Below are 18,835 nucleotides of genomic sequence, written 5' to 3'. Positions count from 1 at the left end.
GAGGAATCGGTGCCTCAAGCGATCATTGATCCAGCCAGGTGTCGGCCGGAACAGTGCTATGGGGGTATCTGCTTTATCAAGCGGACATGCCCAACCAGGGCTATTTACCAGGAGGAGCCGTATGCACCGCCCACTACCGATCCATTGCGCTGTCACGGCTGCTCTAAATGCATCGCCCATTGTCCCTTGAAAGCGATCAGGTTGGCCTGATCAGCTTGGTGCTGAATGGGGAGGGACATGGCTTATTGGCTAGGGGACTTGCCCGTGTTGCTCCGTTCTCCGGGCGATCCCTTCTTCGCTGCATTGTCCTTCTGGTTACGGCGGCCATTTTGAACGTTGGCCCTATCGTAATAAATGCGCATCAGAGAACGAGCCAATTTCTTGGGGTCGTGGTGCAGAGGATTATGCACATCGATCACATCCGCGGCCAGGACCTTATAGTGATCACCGACGAGCTCGCCATTCAGCCTTACCAGATCGACTTCCTGTTCTGCCGAAGTTCGAATGGCGAAGTTGTCATTGACGATTACGTAATCGAAGATGTTGTCATTCAGATGAGTGACTAAGGTCTGCAGGTGATCGCTGGCCGAGAACCCATCAGTCTCACCCTTCTCCGTAGCTACGTTGCAGACGTACACCTTGACTGCCTTAGAGGACTTAATCGCCTCGACGACATCCCCGACCAACAGGTTCGGTAGAATGCTCGTGTGTAGGCTACCCGGACCAACAACGATCATCTCAGACTGAAGAATGGCTCGGATCGCCTCGGGATAGGCAGCCACATGATGCGGCTGCAGAAAGGCGCGCTTAATCGGCTTCTGGCTCTGGCCGACCTGAGATTCACCCGCCACCAGCGCCTCATCTTCCAATTCGGCGCAGAGGGTGACATCAGACAGGGTAGAGGGCAAAATCCGACCACGCACGGCCAGAACGCGGCTCACCTCACGTATGGCTCGCTCAAAACTCCCCGTGATAGCCATCATAGCGACGATGAAGAGGTTACCAAAGCTATGTCCCTGAAGATCCGACCCTTCGCTGAAGCGGTATTGAAAAAGCTTCGTCATCAGGGGCTCAACATCGGCTAAAGCTACGATGCACTGGCGGAAGTCGCCAGGTGGCAAGACACCTAGCTCTCGTCGCAAGCGACCAGAGCTCCCCCCATCATCGGCGACAGTGACGATAGCGGTCAGATTAACCGTGTACTCCTTAAGCCCCCGCAGGAGCGTAGACAACCCAGTGCCCCCACCGATGGCCACTACGCGCGGGCCACGTTTCAGATAATGGTGTTGATAGATCCTCTCAACGATGTGCTCGCTGCTGTCCGGGAGAAGGGCCGAGAGCATAGAACGATTGAGCCGCAGAAAAGCCAGAACAGCGATGAGGAGTCCAATGCCGATAAAGAGCAGGCCCCGAATCGGACGATCGATGAACTGCAAGGTTAGGACGGCCACAAATTCTGGAAATGGTTGCGAACGATACAAATGAGCCATCAGATAGGCGATGCCCAGGCTGATGAAGGTTATCCCGAGTAGTAGTAGCAGCAACCAGCGCTTGATGTGCATGCCTGGGTAGAGCCACTTCAAAAAGCTCATCTATCCCCTCACTCGTTTTGATCCCGGATTGAAGATGTTGGAAAGGTTCACGGCAGGCCGAAGAGCTATCTGTGGCGTAGGCTGACCTTACGTCTGCGGCCTCCGTCTGGAGGGAAGCGCCTCCCTACCTTACGGAACGTTCCCCATTATAACAGATAAACTGAGCCCTGGGAAGAGAAATTGAAACTAATTAATAGGAAAAAAGTACCATTCATCTTCACCTGATCGTTCGAGTCATCACAAAACTGACAACGCTGACGATGAGTGCTCCCAAAAAGGCGGCCCCAAAACCGCTGACGTCAAGTGAGCCCCGCGATAGATAGGCCGCCAGCCAGAACAACAGGGCATTGATCACCAGAGTAAATAATCCCAAGGTCAACAGGTTGATGGGGCATGTTATCAAGGCGATTACCGGCTTCACAAAGGCGTTGAGTAAGGCCAGTACTGCGGCAAAGATGGCTACGCCCTGCCAATTCGCATAGCGAATGCTCTCAGGCAACAGCCAAGCCGCGATGAGCACCGCCACAAAATTGATGAGCCAACGCAGTAGCAGCCCTTGCACGACTCTCCTCCGATGGTGACTAGAGCTAATCTTTCAGCTAGCCCTTGTCCGCTTCGATCTTCTCGATGATTAAGGACTCACGTCCCAGCAACCCGCTCAATTTGTTCAGCAATTGATTGCTATATCTGATTGTCAAGCTAGGTAGTTCAAGCTCCACCCGCTCGTGCCCATTGGCAGCAATACAAAGGTGCACTTGATCCGCCCCACCACTGTAGTGTTCCAGCAGCGCATAGACCTCCTGGAGCAGCTTTAAATCACGTTCGTTATCCCCACTGCGGATTATAGTTATCGATAATCGATAACGGGGGCGATCCACCCCTTGACTATCCCTCTGCGGAGCAGGAGCCCATTCAGAAACATCACCCGCCTGTGTGTTGCGCGCAGACAGGGTTGAAGACGCCTTCAGGCTTTCTGACAGCAACGACGATGCCGCTTCAGCTGAAATTTGCCGGTCCACAGAGGTAAGTTGGTTATCGCTCGTCTTCACTGCTTGAGGCTCTGCCCCTCTCGGTTCCTGGGTTTCCTGAGGCTGATGTAGTGATACTGCTTCACAGACTATCTGGATGCGTTCACCCCTGGATTCAACACGGCCCCGCACGATAGCAACGTTATCTTCCTGCCAGAGATCCTGCGTCCGCTCATAAACCTTAGGGAAGGCGACTACCTCGATGCTACCTTGGAGGTCATCAAGCCTGGCAGTCACCATTCTCTCGCGCTTCTTCGTCAGTAACGTTCTTACACCATTGATGACCCCGGCCACGGTGACCCGCTGTCCAACGAACTCTTCATTGATCTGTCCACAGAAGGCCGTAATGGTATCCTGCAAATCCATAGCTGCCCGTTGCATCGGATGTTCAGTTATGTAGACGCCAAGTAGCTCCTTCTCCCCGGCCAACCTCTCTTTGATCGGTACCTCAGGAATATCTGGTAAGAGGATACCCACTGCACCGGCGTCTCCCAGAAGAGCAAAGAGGCTGGTCTGCCCATTCCGAACGGCCCGCTGCGCCTGTTGACCAACCCCGATCATCCGATCAAGAACCGCCAGCAGCTGGCTGCGCCGCCCGAGACAGTCCATCACTCCCGCCTTGATCAGGCTCTCCAACGCTCGTTTATTGATCAGGTGTGTATCAACTCTTTGACAGAAATCATCCACCGCCTTAAATGGTCCACCCTGGTTTCTGGCAGCAATGATGGCCTGGGTGGGACCTTCGCCCAAATTCTTTACAGCCGCCAGGCCGAAGCGGATGGCTCGGCCATGCTGGTCACCCTCAATAGTGAAGCCTGCCATGCTTCGGTTAATATCTGGCGGACGCACCTTTATCCCCATACGGTGGCACTCGGCGATGGCTGCGGCCACCTTCTCAGCGTTGCCCATGCTCGTACTCAGGACCGCGGCCATATACTCTATGGGATAGTGGGTCTTCAGATAGGCAGTTTGATAGGCAACCATCGCATAACAATAAGCATGGGCCCGATTGAAGGCATAGCCGGCGAACGGCTCAATGAGATCGAAGATCCTGGCCGCTGTCTCTCGATCGATCCCTCTTTTCTTCGCCCCCTCAATGAAATTACCGCGTTGCTTCCGCATCTCCTCGGCGATCTTCTTCCCCATGGCCTTCCGCAGGATATCGGCTTGTCCCAAAGTATAGCCAGCGATGGCCTGCACGATTTGCAGGACCTGCTCCTGGTAGACGATGACCCCATAGGTATCTCTCAGGATAGGTTCGAGCGCCGCATGGGGATACTCTATCTGCTCCAATCCAGCCTTGCTGCGGATGAAGCGGGGAATATGGGCCATCGGACCGGGGCGATAGAGGGCCACCATCGCCGCCAGATCGTCAATGCTCGTCGGCTTCAATTCCTTGATGTACCGACGCATGCCGGCACCCTCCAGCTGAAAGATACCCATCGTTTCCCCGCTGCTCAACATCTCGAAAACCTTTTTATCATCGGGGGGGATCTCACGTAGATCAACCTGGGTGCCCCTGACCTGCTTGATGATCTCCGTCGTCCGCCCCAGGATCGTCAGGTTGGCTAGCCCCAGAAAGTCCATCTTCAGCAGCCCAATCTTGGCCAGGTTATTCATAGAGTACTGGGTCATCATGGTGCTATCACCCTTGCCCGCCCGCTGGAGAGGGACATGCTCGATAAGGGGGTCACGCGAGATAACGATGCCAGCCGCATGGGTAGAGGCATGACGGGCAACACCCTCCAGACTACGCGCCGTATCCACCAGCTGTTTGATGGACTCGTCGGTTTCGTAGAGTTGTTGCAACTCGCGGCTCTCCCGCAGAGACTGCTCAATAGTGATGCCTACCGGCAATGGGGGGATCAATTTAGCTATATTATCTACCGCACCATAGGGCATACCTAGAGCCCGTCCTACGTCTCGAATAGCTGCCTTAGCACCGAGGGTACCAAAGGTGATGATCTGGGCCACGTGGTCACGGCCATATTTTTTGGTAACATATTCGATCATCTCGTCTCGCCGATCATCGGCAAAATCCATATCAATATCAGGCATCTCTTTACGCTCAATATTGAGGAAGCGCTCAAAGACCAGATTATTCTGCACCGGGTCGATATCGCTGATGCCCAGGCAGTGACAGACAATGCTGCCCGCCGCTGATCCCCGCGGGCCGAAAAGGATTCCATGCTCTCTAGCGTAGGCGACAAAATCGGCTACGATAAGGATATATAAGGCGAATCCCGTCTTTTCGATAACTGAGAGCTCATAGCGCAGACGCTCTTCGAGCTGCGAGGTGATTTGCTGGTAACGCCGGCGCAAACCCTCTCGACAAAGCTGCTCCAGATAAGTATCTGGCGTGTATCCCTCCGGAATGGGGAACTCCGGCAGGTGAAGACGGCCGAACAGCAGTTGGAGATCGCAACGTTCCACGATGGCCCGGGTATTGATGATCGCCTCAGGCACCTCAGCAAAGATGGCTATCATCTCCTCAGGCGAGCGCACATAGTAGGAGTTACCGACCAAACGCATCCGCTTGGGATCCTCTATAGTAGTGTTGGTCTGGATGCAAAGCAGAATCTCCTGAGCATAGGCATCGTCAGGGTAGACATAGTGGACATCATTCGTAGCCACTAACGGTATACCCATCTTGTGACCGAGTCGCACTAGCTCCTTGTTGATCGCTGTCAGCTGCGGAACATCATGTTCTTGTAGCTCGAGATAGAAATTGCCTGCTCCATATACTTCGTTGTACCAGGCGGCGGCTTCGTAGGCTGCTTTAGTATCTCCCTGGAGGAGATAACGGGGAATTTCGCCTGAGCCGCAGGCGCTGAGGGCCACCAGTCCCTGCCTGTGTTGAGCCAGTAATTCTTTATCAACACGCGGCCTATAGTAAAAACCCTCCAGCTGGGCCTTGGTGGCCAGCTGTAATAAATTGTGATACCCCAGGTGATCCATGGCCAGGAGTACCAGGTGATAGGGATTAGCGTCCAGCTTAGAGCGCTTATCGAAACGGCTATGAGGAGCAACGTAAACTTCGCACCCGATGATGGGTCTGAGGCCCAGCCCCTTCGCCGCGGAGTAGAAGTCCACCGCTGCATACATCGCGCCATGGTCCGTGATGGCCATGGCCTCCATACCCAACTCCTTGGCTCGTTTTAACAGAGCGTCAATTCGTCCGAGACCATCGAGCAGGGAGTATTCTGAATGGACATGCAAGTGGGCGAAATCAGCCATAAAACGCTCCTGGGGATAGCCTTGCTCTCAGGCATTATAACATAGAGACAGTGGTGAAGAAGACAAAAATTATGTCGTCTTGGGCTATTTTTATGAAGGCGGGTTCGGTCGAAGAATTCGACCGAACCCGCCTTGCCAAGGCTACACCCAAGGGGAGAGGACATACGGGGGAGGCTTCAGGGGAGACTAGGGATAGATCCCCCGAATTCTGGTGGCCTCGGCCACGCGCGAGATAGCCAGCATGTAGGCGGCCATGCGCATATTGATTTTCCTGGACTCAGAGGAGCGGAGCACGTCGTAGAAGCTCCTGATCATGATTTCTTTGAGCCTCTCGTTGACCTCATCCTCCGACCAGAAAAAGGACTGTAAGCCTTGCACCCATTCGAAGTAGGATACTGTCACCCCACCGGCGTTGGCCAGAATGTCTGGGATGACGAAGATGCCCCGCTCATCCAGAATTCTATCGGCATCGGGGCTGGTAGGACCGTTGGCGGCTTCGGCAACGATCCTGGCCTTGACGCCGTCAGCATTACGCCCCGTAATCTGTCCCTCGATGGCCGCTGGCACAAGGATGTCACACGGCAGGTCTAACAATGTGGCATTGGTGATCACTTCAGCACCCGGAAAACCCACCACCGATCCAGTCTCTTTCTTATAGTGCAGCACCTTGTTCGGGTCCAGACCCTTCGGATTGTGGACACCGCCCTGGGAATCGCTTACGGCAATAATCCTGCATCCTTCTGCATTTAATAGCTGCGCCGCTATACAGCCAGCATTTCCATAGCCCTGCACCACCACCCGTGCTCCCTCCAGTTGCATCCCCAGGTGTCTGACCGCTTCACGGATGACGAAGGTGCAGCCTCGCGCCGTAGCCTCGTTCCGACCGAGGGATCCACCGATAGAGATGGGTTTGCCGGTGACTACGGCCGGCACAGAGTAACCCTTATGCATGGAGTAGGTATCCATTATCCAACCCATAACAGTCGGGTTGGTATTCACATCTGGCGCCGGGATATCACTATCTGGGCCCAAGAGAAGCGCGATCTCGGTAGTGTAACGGCGCGTGAGGTTTTCCAGCTCAGCCAGGGACATCTTCTTGGGATCGCAGACCACCCCGCCCTTAGCTCCACCGAAGGGGATGCCGACCACCGCACACTTCCAGGTCATCCACATGGCTAGCGCCTTGACCTCATCGAGGGTTACATCTGGGTTGTACCTGATACCCCCCTTAGCCGGCCCCCTGTTGATATTATGCTGGACGCGATAACCGGTAAATATCTTTATATCCCCATTATCCATCCTGACGGGGAAGTTTACAGTGAGCTCCCTTTTACAAACGCGCAAAACATGACGAAAGTTGGGATCCAGGTGAAGCAAATCCGCGGCCATGTCGAACTGCTGCTGGGCGATATCGAAAGCGCTCTCAGATGGTTTGACTGCAGCCATCAATCGATCCTCCTAAATCTGATCTCTATATTTGGGATACAAGCAGACGAATTTTAACATAAAGAGGCGGCGGTCAACAATCTGGCCAAAAGAGACCCTCATCCCTCCTACCCCCTTCTCCCGTCCTTCGGAGAAGGACGGGAGAAGGGGGATTTGCTAGGTCGAAGACTCTGCGAGCGGTATTGACCACAGCTTACACGCCGGCAACAGTGAGGTCCCTGAACCTGATCGCCCTCGGCCCTTTATAGGCGCCAACCATGATAGTCTCTGACGAAAGATGGGCGTCGCTGAAGGCCTCAAAGACGTTACCACTCACCGATCCACCTTTGATCGCCTCCACGCTATGGCCATCGATCCGATAGCCCAACCTGATCTCCGCGGCGAAGTTAGCGGTGACTGGATCGGGCTGGAGGTCAGAAAAGGCTACGATATGATAAAGGGTCCCTTCGCCCTCTCGCAGTTCGGCGAAGGGCACGCTTCCGGGCGCAACGACAATGTTGCCCAGCTGTCCCGTAGCCGCTATCTGCAAGTAGTCAGCATAACGCTGGGTAGCCCAATATCTTTCTAGGAGGCCAGCGCGTATCAGGCAGACCTGCTGACCAGCTACACCCTCATCATCGAAGGATCTGGTGCGCACGCCATAGGGTATGGTGGCATCGCTGGTCAGGGTCAACTTATCTCCCCGTACCATGCGATCCCCAAAGATACTCTCCCCCAAGGCGAAGCGACTCATTTGCCGATATTTAGCCGCGGCCGAGGCATGAAAAAGGAAGGGTTCAAAGAGGTTCTCCAGGGTCTCATCGCTGACAAGCACCGCATAGCGTCCGGTCTTCGGTAGAACGGCTCCCAGACTATCGTGAGCATATTGAGCATAGCGTCGGGCAATATGCTCAAGATCCAGATCCGCCACTTGGCGGCGCTCTAAGGCGAGGTGCACCTCTGATTCAACGTGGCCGTTCGCGGCGATGAGAACGAAATCTACCATCACCTCGGTGCCGCTTTTGATGGCCTCAATCCCTTGGCTATTGTGCAGCCGAGTATCCACCTGATTGAGGAAGAGCTCAATGCTGCTTACCTTCACCCTGGGCCCCGTCGCCAACGCCTCTAGTAATGAATCCCGAATCGTCCAGGCTGCGGCCAGTGGATCAGCGACGACGCTCTCATCAAGGGTGGCTACATCTGGGCAGGCGGCCGGCCTCGGCAAGGTATAGGGAGGGTTCCGACTGAGCGAGGCCATAAAGACGGCTTCGTCCAATTTGGCCGCCAGCGTGTCCAGCTCGCCCGGCAATATGATGAAGCTCGAGGAGCCCCGAAAGCCATTGTGGTCGTGATGGACGTCCAAAACCATGCGTTCTGTGCTGATGCTCCGCAGGTTCTCCGTCTGATCACCAACAAGGTAGAGCTGGATGCCCTTCTTCATCTGCCAGCGGAGCGTCCAGTCGTGTACATCGGCCCGTTGAGCCAGAACACCTTTAATCCTCTCCAGCATCAACCCAACCTCACCTTCAACCTCAAGTGGGGGCCTCCTGAACTTACAGGGACATATTCCTTATGTCCTTTACCACAGAGACCACTGCTCAAGGTGCAATCATCGCCGACGGCCGAGATGCTTTGCAACATGTCAGGCACATAACCGCTGACCACAATGGGGGAGAAGACCCTGCCGGTCAACTGCCCATTCACTATTTCCCGGCCGTAGTGAACCACCAGCTGGATGCCCCAATCCTTAGGATCCTCCATACCACTGTGGGCCCGACAGAGATAGACACCCTTATCGATGCTCCTTATCATCTCCTCAACCTTTGATTGAGCGGAGGCAAAATAGGTATTAGACATACGGGCATAAGCTTTGCGAGCGAAGCTCTCCCGCCGACCATTGCCGGTCGGCGGTACACCGAGCACCAGGGCTGAATGTAGATCACTGATGCCTCTTTCTAAAATGCCAGCGCGAATGATCTGGGTCGGGCTGGCCAGTTGCCCCTCGTCGTCAAAATGGTAAGTGCCGTAGGCCCCCGCTAGGGTGGGATCATCGAACATATCAACCAAAGGTGAGGCGACCATTTTCCCTATATATTCGCGAGCCCTGGCCCTGCCCTTCAGAAACATGTCCAGTTCAACGCCGTGCCCGAAACTCTCATGCGCGATCAACCCGGCCACATCGGGGGAGGCGATGACCTCGTAAAGACCCGGCTCGATCCGCTCGGCCGAGAGGAGAGCCAGCGCCGACTCTTTGAGTTCCCCTATTTTATCCTCCTGACCTCGGGTGATCTCGTAGCCGACCGTCCCACCAGTCACACGCCAATCATACTCCGTGCGCACCCCATCGCTGACGAAGAGCATCGTTGAGAGGAGCGTGCGGCTCAAGACCTGGGATAAGAGCCTGGTACGGTCAGCGAAGACCTTCTCCTCCGCAGCCTCCCTATATGACACCTGGGCGTTAATGAGGCACGGGTCAACCTCCCTGGCTCTGGCCTGGTAGGCGACGACGAAAGCGAACTTCTCCGACAAGGCAACGCTGGCCGGGTCGGTCTCGATTGGCGAAACATAATGATGGTTGAGGGAAGAGGCAGGGGCAAGTGGTGGGCCATCGTCGAATCTGGTCAGTCCCTTGGCCCAGCCCCTGGCCTCTCGCCACAAAGCATCCTTATCCAGGGTGGTGGTAGCGTACTCCTGGAAATAGCGGCCATTATAAACTGTAAGGACAATCCCCTTCGTTGGATCACGTTGGGTCACGCGCTGCTCGTGGTTATCGACAAAGATGTTAACGCCGGAAATGGCCGTCGCCAGAGCAGCTGCGTAGGGAACGCTCTGCTCTATTTCAGTAATGAGCTCAGGCAGGAAAGAGTTCAAGGATTCCAGATGCATCGTCGCTATTGTACCTCACATATGATCAAGTTCATAATTTCTGCTGAAACCCTCTTGACAGCGGCTTGGGGAAACGAATATCATTATGAGCGAGGAGAACTGCTATGTCCATAGGGTTCAGTGAAATAGGTTCATCGGTTCTGGTTCTCAACCAAAATTATGAGCCCCTCAATATTTGTAACACAAGGCGAGCGATCGTCCTGATCAACCGGGGCAAGGCGGAGGTTCTTGAGCATGGCTTGGGCGTGCTGCGTACGCCCTCGCGAGAGTTCCCCCGTCCTTCGGTGATCAGGTTGGTCTATATGATTAAACGACCGCGACCTAAGGTAAAACTATCCCGCCGGGAGGTTTTCCTGCGGGATAACTATACCTGTCAATATTGTGGAACAAAGACCAGGGATCTAACCCTCGACCACGTCGTCCCCCGCAATCGGGGTGGCAAGCACGTTTGGGAGAACCTGGTCAGCGCCTGCAAGTTCTGTAACCATCGTAAGGGCTCAAAGACGTTGGAGGAGGCCAGGATGCGCCTCCTGCGCCTGCCCTATCAGCCCCGGGCATCAGTTTACTACGTCTTGCGTCCTTACCTGCAGCTCAATGTTGAGTGGCAAAAATTCATCCCTGAATGGGAGATGGCTAGCAATTGACTTCTGTATCCCGCTAACTCTACGTCCCCTCTGTTAGTAAACGCCGGATGAGTCCCTCCCCTCCCGTCTTGGTGAAGACGATGACCTCGTCTCCGGCCTGAAGGATTGTCTGCCCCGTGGGGAAAATTAGCTGACCATCTCTGATAAGTAAGGGAACCACGAAATCCTGGGATAACCTCAATTCACGCAGAGACTTACCGACAGAGAGGGAATGGGGCGACACGGTGGCCTCTACAACTTCCAGATCGGCGTGTCGTAGCTTCAGGCAATGAAGTAGGGACGGCCGGGGTATCTCCTCCTGAATTTGAGACCTGATCAATTCTGTGCTACTGACCGTGGCATCGATGCCGAGAATCTTGAAGATCTGCTCGTTCTTGGGATTATTGATTCTAGCGATTGCCCGCGGCGCATTGAATTTCTTCTTGGCCATCTGGCAAATCACTAGGTTATCCTCATCATCACCGGTGACGGCGACAACGACATCGGCTCGGTTCGTGCCTGCCTCGGCCAGGGTCCGTGCCTCACAGGCGTCACCCTGTAACACAACACTGCCTAAATCATCAGCGATCCAATCACACTTCCTCTTATTCTTTTCAATCACCAGTACCTCATGACCCTCATTTATCAGGGCCTTAGCCAGGTAATAACCTACCTTTCCCCCTCCACCGATTATGATATACAAGGTGACCTCCTTAAACGCGACTGCATCTAACCATTCATCCCCTGTTGTTGCTGAGAGGAACTCAGGATGGCTTCCCTAAAAGCGTTGGCGCCGATAGTTGTAGGACAGACTGTTTCCAATCCGAGTGTGTGATAAGTGTCCTCGCGAATGGGATCATAGATGCGCGTGACCACCTTCGGCACCTTGAAGATCAGGCTGGCCATCTGAGAGGCCATAATATTTGTATTATCGCCATTGGTGACCGCCACGAAGGCATCAGCGTGTTCGATGCCAGCCCGCTTGAGCACATCCTCATCGATGCCGATGCCGACGATAGCTTTGCCTGCGAAGCCTGGTCCTAAGCGGCGGAAGGCCTCGCTATTCATATCAATGATGGTCACGTCGTGTCCTTCACTGTCCAACATGGCAGCCAGCCTGGCGCCAACCCTTCCACAACCAAGTATAATTATACGCACTTTATCCCTCCTTTAACCCGAGACAGTCCTGGATAAACAAACCTGGATAAACAAAGGTCGGCTTCGGTGGACCATCTATTCCAACTCACTGATCTGTTCTCTCAGGACCCAAACATAGCAAGGAGCGTTTTTCAAAACGTAGTTCGCCGTTCGGCCAATACTGAACTCACCAAAGCGTTTCTTATAAGGGATGCCCATGATGATGATGTCAGCACTCCTCTCCGCTGCTTCGTCCACTATCGCCGAACCGACGTCACGAGACTGGAGAAGCTCTGTGTCTATATCGTCGAAGTCTGCCTCCTCAGCGATCTGCATAGCCTGATCCAGAAGTTGTTCTCCCTTTTGACTCTCCGGCTCGATCTCGGCGTCAAGGGGTAGTGCCCGGTTCACCTCAATCACATAGATCACATAAACATGAGCTTTATTATTCTTAGCCATGTTGCAGGCCGTGCGCACTACTTCAGCATCGATCCTATTTCCGCTGACTGGCACGAGAACCCTACGTACCTTCATCGTTCATCCTCCCCCCTACTGAGGATAGTCCCAGCCCAAACCATAAAAGGCAAAAGGTTTCTATCCTTTTGCCCTTGAGCCATCGTCTCTCGCTCCTTGCCCTTAACGTACCCTTACAAGCGCCCTCGTTTCGTCTCTTCATCCGTCCGACTCATCCGCCGGACATTCCACAGGCGTACCAGCCCGTTGACGAGAAAGACTGCGGCCAAAACAAAGCCAAGCGCCAGCCCCCAGTGTTGCTGATAATGAAGGACGGCGACAATCATAGCCACCCCAATGAGTGACGAGATCAAACCAACAGTCAAGTTGAAGGTACGCATCGCTACCTACAGACTATCCAGGTCTCTCTTCCCCTATCCAGTAGTATACAACTAGCTATCTTCCCGTGCAAGATAAAACTGGAAGAGTCTAGGGAGAACCTCTTCTGGCAAGCCCTTAAAATATTCCGCAACGCTAACCTATAGAAGGTTAATGGCGAAAGATGTATAATCTTACTAAAAGCCGGACTCGATAGAGGGAGATAATCCATAAATGGATGATGCCCAAGACCTGATCGAATTGGCGAACCTGGTAGTAGGTTTCGCCTCTCTTGGATTGGGCTTGTGGCTCTATCTCAAGCTGAGACGAGCAGGCAGCGCCGGGTTCAAACTTATCTTCCTCCTGATACCAGTATTCTTTCTCATCCATACCGCGGTGGGGGTTTTTCTATCCCACGATTCCCTCATCCTTACCTTCCTGTATGACCTGACCGAGGCACCCACAGCGCTAGTCACGATGCTGATCCTGTATTTCCTGTACAAGATGGAGCAGCAGCGGATAAAAGAGGAGGCGCACAAGCATTATCTCCAGGAGCTCAACCGTACGAAAGATCACCTCGTGGCCATCGTCTCCCACGAGCTGCGCACCCCCATGACCGTGATCAACGGCTTCAGCGAACTCTTACTCACGCGCCAGGTCTCAGCGGAGACACAACAGCTCTGGCTGGAGACGATTCATCAGGAAGCGCAGCAACTCACTAGGATCATCAACGATCTACTGGATATCTCTCGCCTCGAAGCGGGCAAGGTGGAGCTCCATAAAGAGCCACTCGACCTGCGGCCGCTTATCAATCGCTGCGTAGAGGTCTTTCGATCTCAGACGGATAAGCATACCCTTAAGGCTACCTTAGCAGGGGATTTGCCCCTGGTCTTGGCCGACAAAGACAGGCTCTTCCAGATCCTCACCAATCTGGTGGGAAACGCCATCAAGTATTCACCGGCCGGGGGCGAGGTAACGGTGATGGCTCGTCCCCTAACCGACTTCCCGCCTGGCATGAGTTTGGGGAACAGTGGGGCGTTTGTGGAAATCAGCGTCTGCGACCAGGGCATCGGCATTCCAGCGGAAGATTTACCCAGACTTTTTGAGTCATTCTCCCGTGTTGGCTTGTCGGACACCAGGGTGATCGAGGGGGTTGGGCTCGGCCTCTTCATCACCAAGAACCTGGTGGAGATGCAGGGGGGAAGGATTGAGGTGGAAAGTCGGCCCGGGCAGGGTAGTTGTTTCCGTTTCACCCTGCCCTGTCATACCCAATAAATGACATCATTAACTGGATACTTCGCTCAGCCCTGGAATTCCTTCGGTTGACGGTCAGCGATCCATCCCACCTCAGGTAATCTCCCATCCAAAGCCTTAAGCGGGTCCTCATCAGTGGTGACCCCAGACGAACCTGATTCTGGCAGTTCGTCCCCTTTTCTTTAAGACATCGGTGGCTGCGTTCAGGAAGTACTCAGCACGGTTTACAAGTGCTTCGATCTCATCTCTGCCAAATTCAGCGTAGACCTCGTAATCGCCAAGCTGTCTCGCATTAAAAACATCTCTTAGTGTGTCGGCAAATCGCCTGTCCATTATGCCGGGTTTGACGATGTGTTCGCCGAACAGAGACCTGACAGCGGGGTGGCTCTTGGCAGTGATGCCTCTGGAAAAGAGGACAGCCTTGGCCGCATGGAAAACGCAATAGTAGGCTCTTGATACTGCTCCGAAAAGCTCACCATCATTGAGCAGGATTCTTGCGCCCCTTAAAGCTTCATTTGCTCGCTTTAACGAGGCTTCTACGAACTAGCTCGAAGGTTCCGTTGTCATAGAGGATGACACCCTCCTCGAGTACGCTTTCAAGGAGAGGAGAGCCCCATCCAAGGTAGCTCCTGAAATTGCTTCTGGAAAGGTAAACAAGGCTGGTAGCTGTTGCATTTCTCAGATCTATCTCGCCTATCACCGAAGAGATTTCGGCCTTTAGAGAACTGTTATCATCCTCAGCAATGACAAGGATGTCTATGTCGCTCTCCAGAGGGCGATACTCACCTCTTGCGGCAGAGCCGTACAGCACGATGGAATCTATTCTATCGCCTATGCGGGACAGTATTTCCCTCTTCAGTTGCTCAATTGATTTTTGATAAGCTTTTGTTTGAGTCGCCATTGAATATCTCTTCGCAAAGTCAGATAGCACCTTGCACTCTATTTATGAGCTCATTATACCTTAAAGCCATTGTTTTTGGAATTTAAAAGGTTATCTGCCATTGGCTCTCGTTGGGAAGGGCACAGGCTCTCCACCGCTTGTCTCTAAGTTATCCGTCTCTCCCTGGCCGATGTAAGCACCTTGTGCCTCTCTAACACCTTGAGCCAATCTCTTTCCTTCACAAAGCAGCACCTCCTTTAATGGAGATGCTACACCATCGGGCTTACGGTATCATTTCTGCTGCACACTTAAGGTATCATTCCACCTGGGCGACAACAAAAACCTTGACAGCTTGGCAAAAAGGGGGTAAGAAACGAAGATGGGGCTGGATAAGAGACCAACTGACTAGCGGCTTTCCAGAGGCCTGGTCAGCCTTTTCCTCTTGAATTCTACGTTTGGTGAGCCGCGCAGGACTCGAACCTGCAACCGATTGATTAAGAGTCAATTGCTCTGCCAATTGAGCTAGCGGCCCATTCTCCCTTCAGCAATTACAATTATAATCAGCTCGTCCCCTCCCTGTCAAGGTCAGTCCATTATGAAGATATTCAACTTCTTCTTTGACAAAGCCCCTTTAGTGATTTATATTGGGGCTTAGAATAATCCTCTTATCGCCCTCGGTTGTGGGAGCGCAGCGGCTTAGCGCAAGATGGTCGATTAATAGTTCTCAAGAGGAGGAGGCAAGATGCCAGCGTATCAATCAATCTTGGACAAGGTCGGTATTTTTGTCAGTGCCAACGTTAATAGCCTGTTGGATCGTGCCCTGAGCCTGAACAGCGTGGCTGTGTTTGACGAGTACGTCAATCGCATGAATGGCTCCCTGGATGCGCTGGTGATGGCCGAGGGCGTTGAGCGAGGACGGGTCAAGACCCTCGCCCGCCAGATCGGGGAGCTGGAGGCTGAATGCGCTAATCTGGACGGCGAGGTCGATCGGCTCCTCGAGAAGAACGAGCGGGGCCTGGCGGCGACCAGGCAAGGGCTTCTCAACACCAAGAGACGCCTTTTGGAGGACCTCAAGGAGAATCTGGCGCAGGCGCAGGGCGAGGTCCAAAAGCTGGCCGATGCGCGGGCCAGGCTGGAAACTCAAATCGAGGTGACCAAGGCGAAGCGGGAAGAGCTGGTGGTGCTGCTGGAGCAAAAGCGGGCGGCCGAGTTGCGCTATAAAGCCCAGGCGGGTGTCCATATGGTCACTCCTGGAACCACCCGCACCGAAGAGATGCTGGAGCGGGCGCGGCAGGAGGCAGAGCTGGCCGAGGGCAGGGTTGAGGCTGCTGCTACCGCCACCGATGCTCGCATCGCTGCCCTGCTGGAGAGCGATGAGATTGAGGCTCAGCTGGCTGAAAGGGAAGCGCGTCTAAAGAAGGCCTAGGCTTCGGGCTACCTGGAGAACAAACTTTCTTCTTCGAGACCATTGAACAACGGAGGTTCCGATGGCTGTCTTTCTCTATGCCCTGCGGCGCTGGCAGACGCTGACCGCACTCCTCATCACCTTTCTGGGACTTATGGTCACCCTGTTCTTCTTCCAGCGAAATCTGATCTGCCTCACCACTTTGCTCATCTTTGGAACGATCGCCGTTGGCCTGATGCTGTTCGACAGTTTCAAGAGCACCGAGAGAATGCGTGAGGCTCTCTCGGCTGGCATTGATCTCAGCCAGCTGCGTACTCGTCGCATGCGCCAGACGATCGATCGTGCCCTCTCCTATCAGACAGCCATCCGTCGAGCGATCCGCCAGGTGACTTCGCCTGAATTACAGTCTACCCTGGCGGCCATCACCAGCCAGATGGATGAATCTGTAGCGGCCATCTTTGGCCTGGTCAAACGCCTGGAGAGCTACCAGACCGATACGCTATTGCAAGGTGACCGGGAGAGATTACACCTGGAGGCCAGAATACGAGGGCAGGAGGAGCTGACTGCCGCACAAGAGCAGCAACTGGCTGACCTGGATAAGCTGGACAGCCTGATGAAGGACATAGCCGCCTCCATCGAGACTACCTTGGCCCAGATGAGCAGTCTCTACTCCAATGTACAACTCGTCATTGCTAATAGAGATCTCAAGGGAGATAGGATACGGCAGGCGACGGCTGAGCTACAAGAACGTGCCAGCCAGCTACGTGACTTGAGTAGCGCTCTGGACGAGGTGTACAGCCGCCGCACTCAGGGAATGCTCGGCTAACAGGATAGGGGCGACCGGCCGCTCGCCCCTACTCCGGGCCAAAACGAAGGGGTTAACCCTATCGCGCCCAAGGGGTACTAGCTTTCTGTGAAGGCTAGCGTCTTGGCCAGCTCCTCAGGTGGAATGTCGAACACCACATTGAGTGGAGGCAGCGGCTCAGAGGTGAAGATCTCCGGCAGTCCATCGGCCGTGAGTCCGGCTTGGCGGTTGAATTCCTTCTCCATCCGAAGCACCTGCTTCCCTAGATCAGTGAAGTAGTCGGGCCCCACCTCCAGACCATAGCGGGCCTTGAACAAGCCCATCGTCAGCTCAGGACGGGAGCTCAGGACTGGCCCGACGAACACACAGAGTCCGAGGGAGTCGTAAGCCGCCGCCGCTATCTGGGCCTTGCGTGACATAGCCACGATCTCCGTCGCTGTCAGCCCCTCCCACCTCAAGCGGATGGTGTTGCCGGCGGTATGGTCCGCGCCCATAGGTGAGGTGGCGTAAGTTACGGCGTTGCCCTTTATAGTACGCGGATCGTAAGCGGCCATCGCCTGTCCTTTGACGACTGGGATGCGCTTGACCCCAAAGACTTTAGCGGTGACGGCCGCCCCCTGGCGTAGCACCAGCCCGAGGGTAGTCCCCTTTCTTATCTCTTCGAGCAGCCACTTGGCCCCCTGAACATCGCCAAACCTGCTTACCCCTGCCTCCATGGCCAGTCCGATGGTTGCCCCTGTCTCTATCGTGTCAATGCCGAGATCATTACAAATATAGTTCAGTTCGGCGATAGCATCGATGTCGCCTATGCCACAGTTGCTCCCCAACATGCCCAGTGTCTCAAATTCAAGGGGGGAGATAGATTCCTTTCCATCCCCATCGGGAACCACATTGGAACAGCGAATGATACAGCCGGGCATGCAGCCGTGCGTAGTCAGCCCTTCGCCATCCCTCTGGAGGATGAGGTCGTGCAGGGTCTCGCCACAGATCTGCTCCATTTGCTCGAAGCGGCCCTGACTGAAATTCCGTGTCGGTAAGCCGCCCCGCTCGTTCACTAAGCTGAGCACACCGGCCGTACCATATTTGGGATAGGATTCGCCGGTGATCGGATTTTCCCGCAGCAAGCGGGCTAATTCCCGGTTGAGCTGGCGAAAAGCCTCTCTATCTGCCAGGGATGGGCTGTGCCCACCACGGTCGTCGACAATGATAGCCTTCAATCCTTTAACGGCCATAACTGCACCGAGCCCACCACGAGCAGCGTAACGTGATGGTCTGCCCTCGATATCCGTGATAGCTACACCGGCGATTGCCCCACCCAGCTCGGCAATGGGGCCAATTATAGCCAGTCCAATATCTTCTCCGTAGCGTGACCGTAACCGCTCGGCTACGGCATAACAACCCAGTCCTTTCAGCTCATCAGCCAGTTGCAATTCGGCCCTATCCTTGCTTAGGAAGAGCAGATACATTCGATCTGTCTTAGGGGTGCCTTCAACGATAATGCCGTGGATATCAAGCCGTGCCAGCTTATGTCCCAGGACACCACCAGCGTTACTCTCTTTAATGCCACCAGTGAGGGGGCTCTTAGCGCCGACCGACAACCTTCCCGCGCTGGAAACGGGTGTGCCACCAAGCAAACCGGGAGCAACGATTAACTTATTGCTTGCACCTAGAGGATCGCAGGCAGGATTCACCTCATCGAGCAATACCTGCGCTATCAATCCTCGGCCACCGA

At 54.4% G+C, this 18,835-nt stretch carries 17 protein-coding genes and 1 tRNA gene; 5 read left to right on the top strand and 13 right to left on the bottom strand.

Features of this window, described 5'->3' with window-relative positions:
• Nucleotides 1-9 precede the first annotated feature (9 nt).
• Nucleotides 10-210 carry a 4Fe-4S binding protein gene (locus M1136_03715; GenBank protein MCL5074747.1) on the top strand — a complete coding sequence of 67 codons (201 nt, stop codon included), beginning with the start codon at nt 10-12 and terminating at the stop codon, nt 208-210.
• 32 nt (nt 211-242) lie between these two features.
• Here the strand turns inward: M1136_03715 and M1136_03710 are convergent, their stop codons facing one another.
• From M1136_03710 to M1136_03685, 6 genes are all read right to left on the bottom strand, one after another.
• Nucleotides 243-1,592, bottom strand: coding sequence for a YvcK family protein (locus tag M1136_03710; protein ID MCL5074746.1), 1,350 nt, complete (start codon nt 1,590-1,592; stop codon nt 243-245).
• Between the two features lie 217 nt (nt 1,593-1,809).
• Nucleotides 1,810-2,154: a phage holin family protein gene (locus M1136_03705; GenBank protein MCL5074745.1), complete on the bottom strand. Its 345-nt coding sequence runs from the start codon at nt 2,152-2,154 to the stop codon at nt 1,810-1,812.
• A gap of 37 nt (nt 2,155-2,191) precedes the next feature.
• Nucleotides 2,192-5,857 carry a DNA polymerase III subunit alpha gene (locus M1136_03700; protein MCL5074744.1) on the bottom strand — a complete coding sequence of 1,222 codons (3,666 nt, stop codon included), beginning with the start codon at nt 5,855-5,857 and terminating at the stop codon, nt 2,192-2,194.
• Nucleotides 5,858-6,043: 186 nt separating this feature from the next.
• Entirely contained in the window at nt 6,044-7,303 is a 1,260-nt protein-coding gene (locus M1136_03695) for a Glu/Leu/Phe/Val dehydrogenase (GenBank protein ID MCL5074743.1), read from the bottom strand.
• Nucleotides 7,304-7,496: 193 nt separating this feature from the next.
• Nucleotides 7,497-8,792, bottom strand: a complete 1,296-nt coding sequence (locus M1136_03690; protein MCL5074742.1) for a metallopeptidase TldD-related protein — start codon at nt 8,790-8,792, stop codon at nt 7,497-7,499.
• Complete coding sequence (locus tag M1136_03685; protein MCL5074741.1) at nt 8,792-10,168, bottom strand: TldD/PmbA family protein; 1,377 nt, start codon at nt 10,166-10,168, stop codon at nt 8,792-8,794. The genes M1136_03690 and M1136_03685 overlap by 1 nt, the downstream gene beginning before the upstream one ends.
• A gap of 104 nt (nt 10,169-10,272) precedes the next feature.
• On the opposite strand from M1136_03685, the gene M1136_03680 reads away from it, so the two are divergent.
• Nucleotides 10,273-10,812 carry an HNH endonuclease gene (locus tag M1136_03680; GenBank protein ID MCL5074740.1) on the top strand — a complete coding sequence of 180 codons (540 nt, stop codon included), beginning with the start codon at nt 10,273-10,275 and terminating at the stop codon, nt 10,810-10,812.
• 19 nt (nt 10,813-10,831) lie between these two features.
• On the opposite strand, the gene M1136_03675 is transcribed toward M1136_03680, so the two are convergent.
• From M1136_03675 to M1136_03660, 4 genes are all read right to left on the bottom strand, one after another.
• A complete protein-coding gene (locus M1136_03675; protein ID MCL5074739.1) occupies nt 10,832-11,494 on the bottom strand; it encodes a TrkA family potassium uptake protein in 663 nt (220 codons plus the stop codon).
• A gap of 26 nt (nt 11,495-11,520) precedes the next feature.
• Nucleotides 11,521-11,949 (bottom strand): NAD-binding protein, encoded by a 429-nt coding sequence (locus tag M1136_03670; GenBank protein MCL5074738.1) that lies wholly within the window; start codon nt 11,947-11,949, stop codon nt 11,521-11,523.
• A gap of 75 nt (nt 11,950-12,024) precedes the next feature.
• On the bottom strand, nt 12,025-12,462 hold the full coding sequence (locus M1136_03665) for a universal stress protein (GenBank protein ID MCL5074737.1): 438 nt from the start codon (nt 12,460-12,462) through the stop codon (nt 12,025-12,027).
• A gap of 113 nt (nt 12,463-12,575) precedes the next feature.
• Entirely contained in the window at nt 12,576-12,782 is a 207-nt protein-coding gene (locus M1136_03660) for a hypothetical protein (protein ID MCL5074736.1), read from the bottom strand.
• Between the two features lie 211 nt (nt 12,783-12,993).
• On the opposite strand from M1136_03660, the gene M1136_03655 reads away from it, so the two are divergent.
• Nucleotides 12,994-14,034 carry a HAMP domain-containing histidine kinase gene (locus M1136_03655; GenBank protein ID MCL5074735.1) on the top strand — a complete coding sequence of 347 codons (1,041 nt, stop codon included), beginning with the start codon at nt 12,994-12,996 and terminating at the stop codon, nt 14,032-14,034.
• Nucleotides 14,035-14,524: 490 nt separating this feature from the next.
• Here M1136_03655 and M1136_03650 read toward each other — a convergent pair whose 3' ends face one another.
• Together M1136_03650 and M1136_03645 are read right to left on the bottom strand one after the other, a co-directional pair.
• Nucleotides 14,525-14,914, bottom strand: coding sequence for a nucleotidyltransferase domain-containing protein (locus M1136_03650; protein ID MCL5074734.1), 390 nt, complete (start codon nt 14,912-14,914; stop codon nt 14,525-14,527).
• A 435-nt stretch (nt 14,915-15,349) separates the two neighbouring features.
• A tRNA-Lys gene (locus M1136_03645) sits at nt 15,350-15,425 on the bottom strand.
• Nucleotides 15,426-15,635: 210 nt separating this feature from the next.
• Here M1136_03645 and M1136_03640 point away from each other — a divergent pair.
• Both M1136_03640 and M1136_03635 read left to right on the top strand, forming a co-directional pair.
• Entirely contained in the window at nt 15,636-16,319 is a 684-nt protein-coding gene (locus tag M1136_03640; GenBank protein ID MCL5074733.1) for a hypothetical protein, read from the top strand.
• A 61-nt stretch (nt 16,320-16,380) separates the two neighbouring features.
• Nucleotides 16,381-17,124, top strand: a complete 744-nt coding sequence (locus tag M1136_03635; GenBank protein ID MCL5074732.1) for a hypothetical protein — start codon at nt 16,381-16,383, stop codon at nt 17,122-17,124.
• 77 nt (nt 17,125-17,201) lie between these two features.
• Here M1136_03635 and M1136_03630 read toward each other — a convergent pair.
• Nucleotides 17,202-18,835: aldehyde ferredoxin oxidoreductase (locus M1136_03630; protein MCL5074731.1), on the bottom strand; the 1,634-nt coding region annotated here is incomplete at its 5' end.

It is taken from the genome of Chloroflexota bacterium, from assembly GCA_023475225.1.
Classification (GTDB): domain Bacteria; phylum Chloroflexota; class UBA6077; order FW602-bin22; family JAMCVK01; genus JAMCVK01.
The sequence above is the reverse complement of the archived record's forward strand: the minus strand, read 5'-3'. Positions and strand labels throughout refer to the sequence as shown.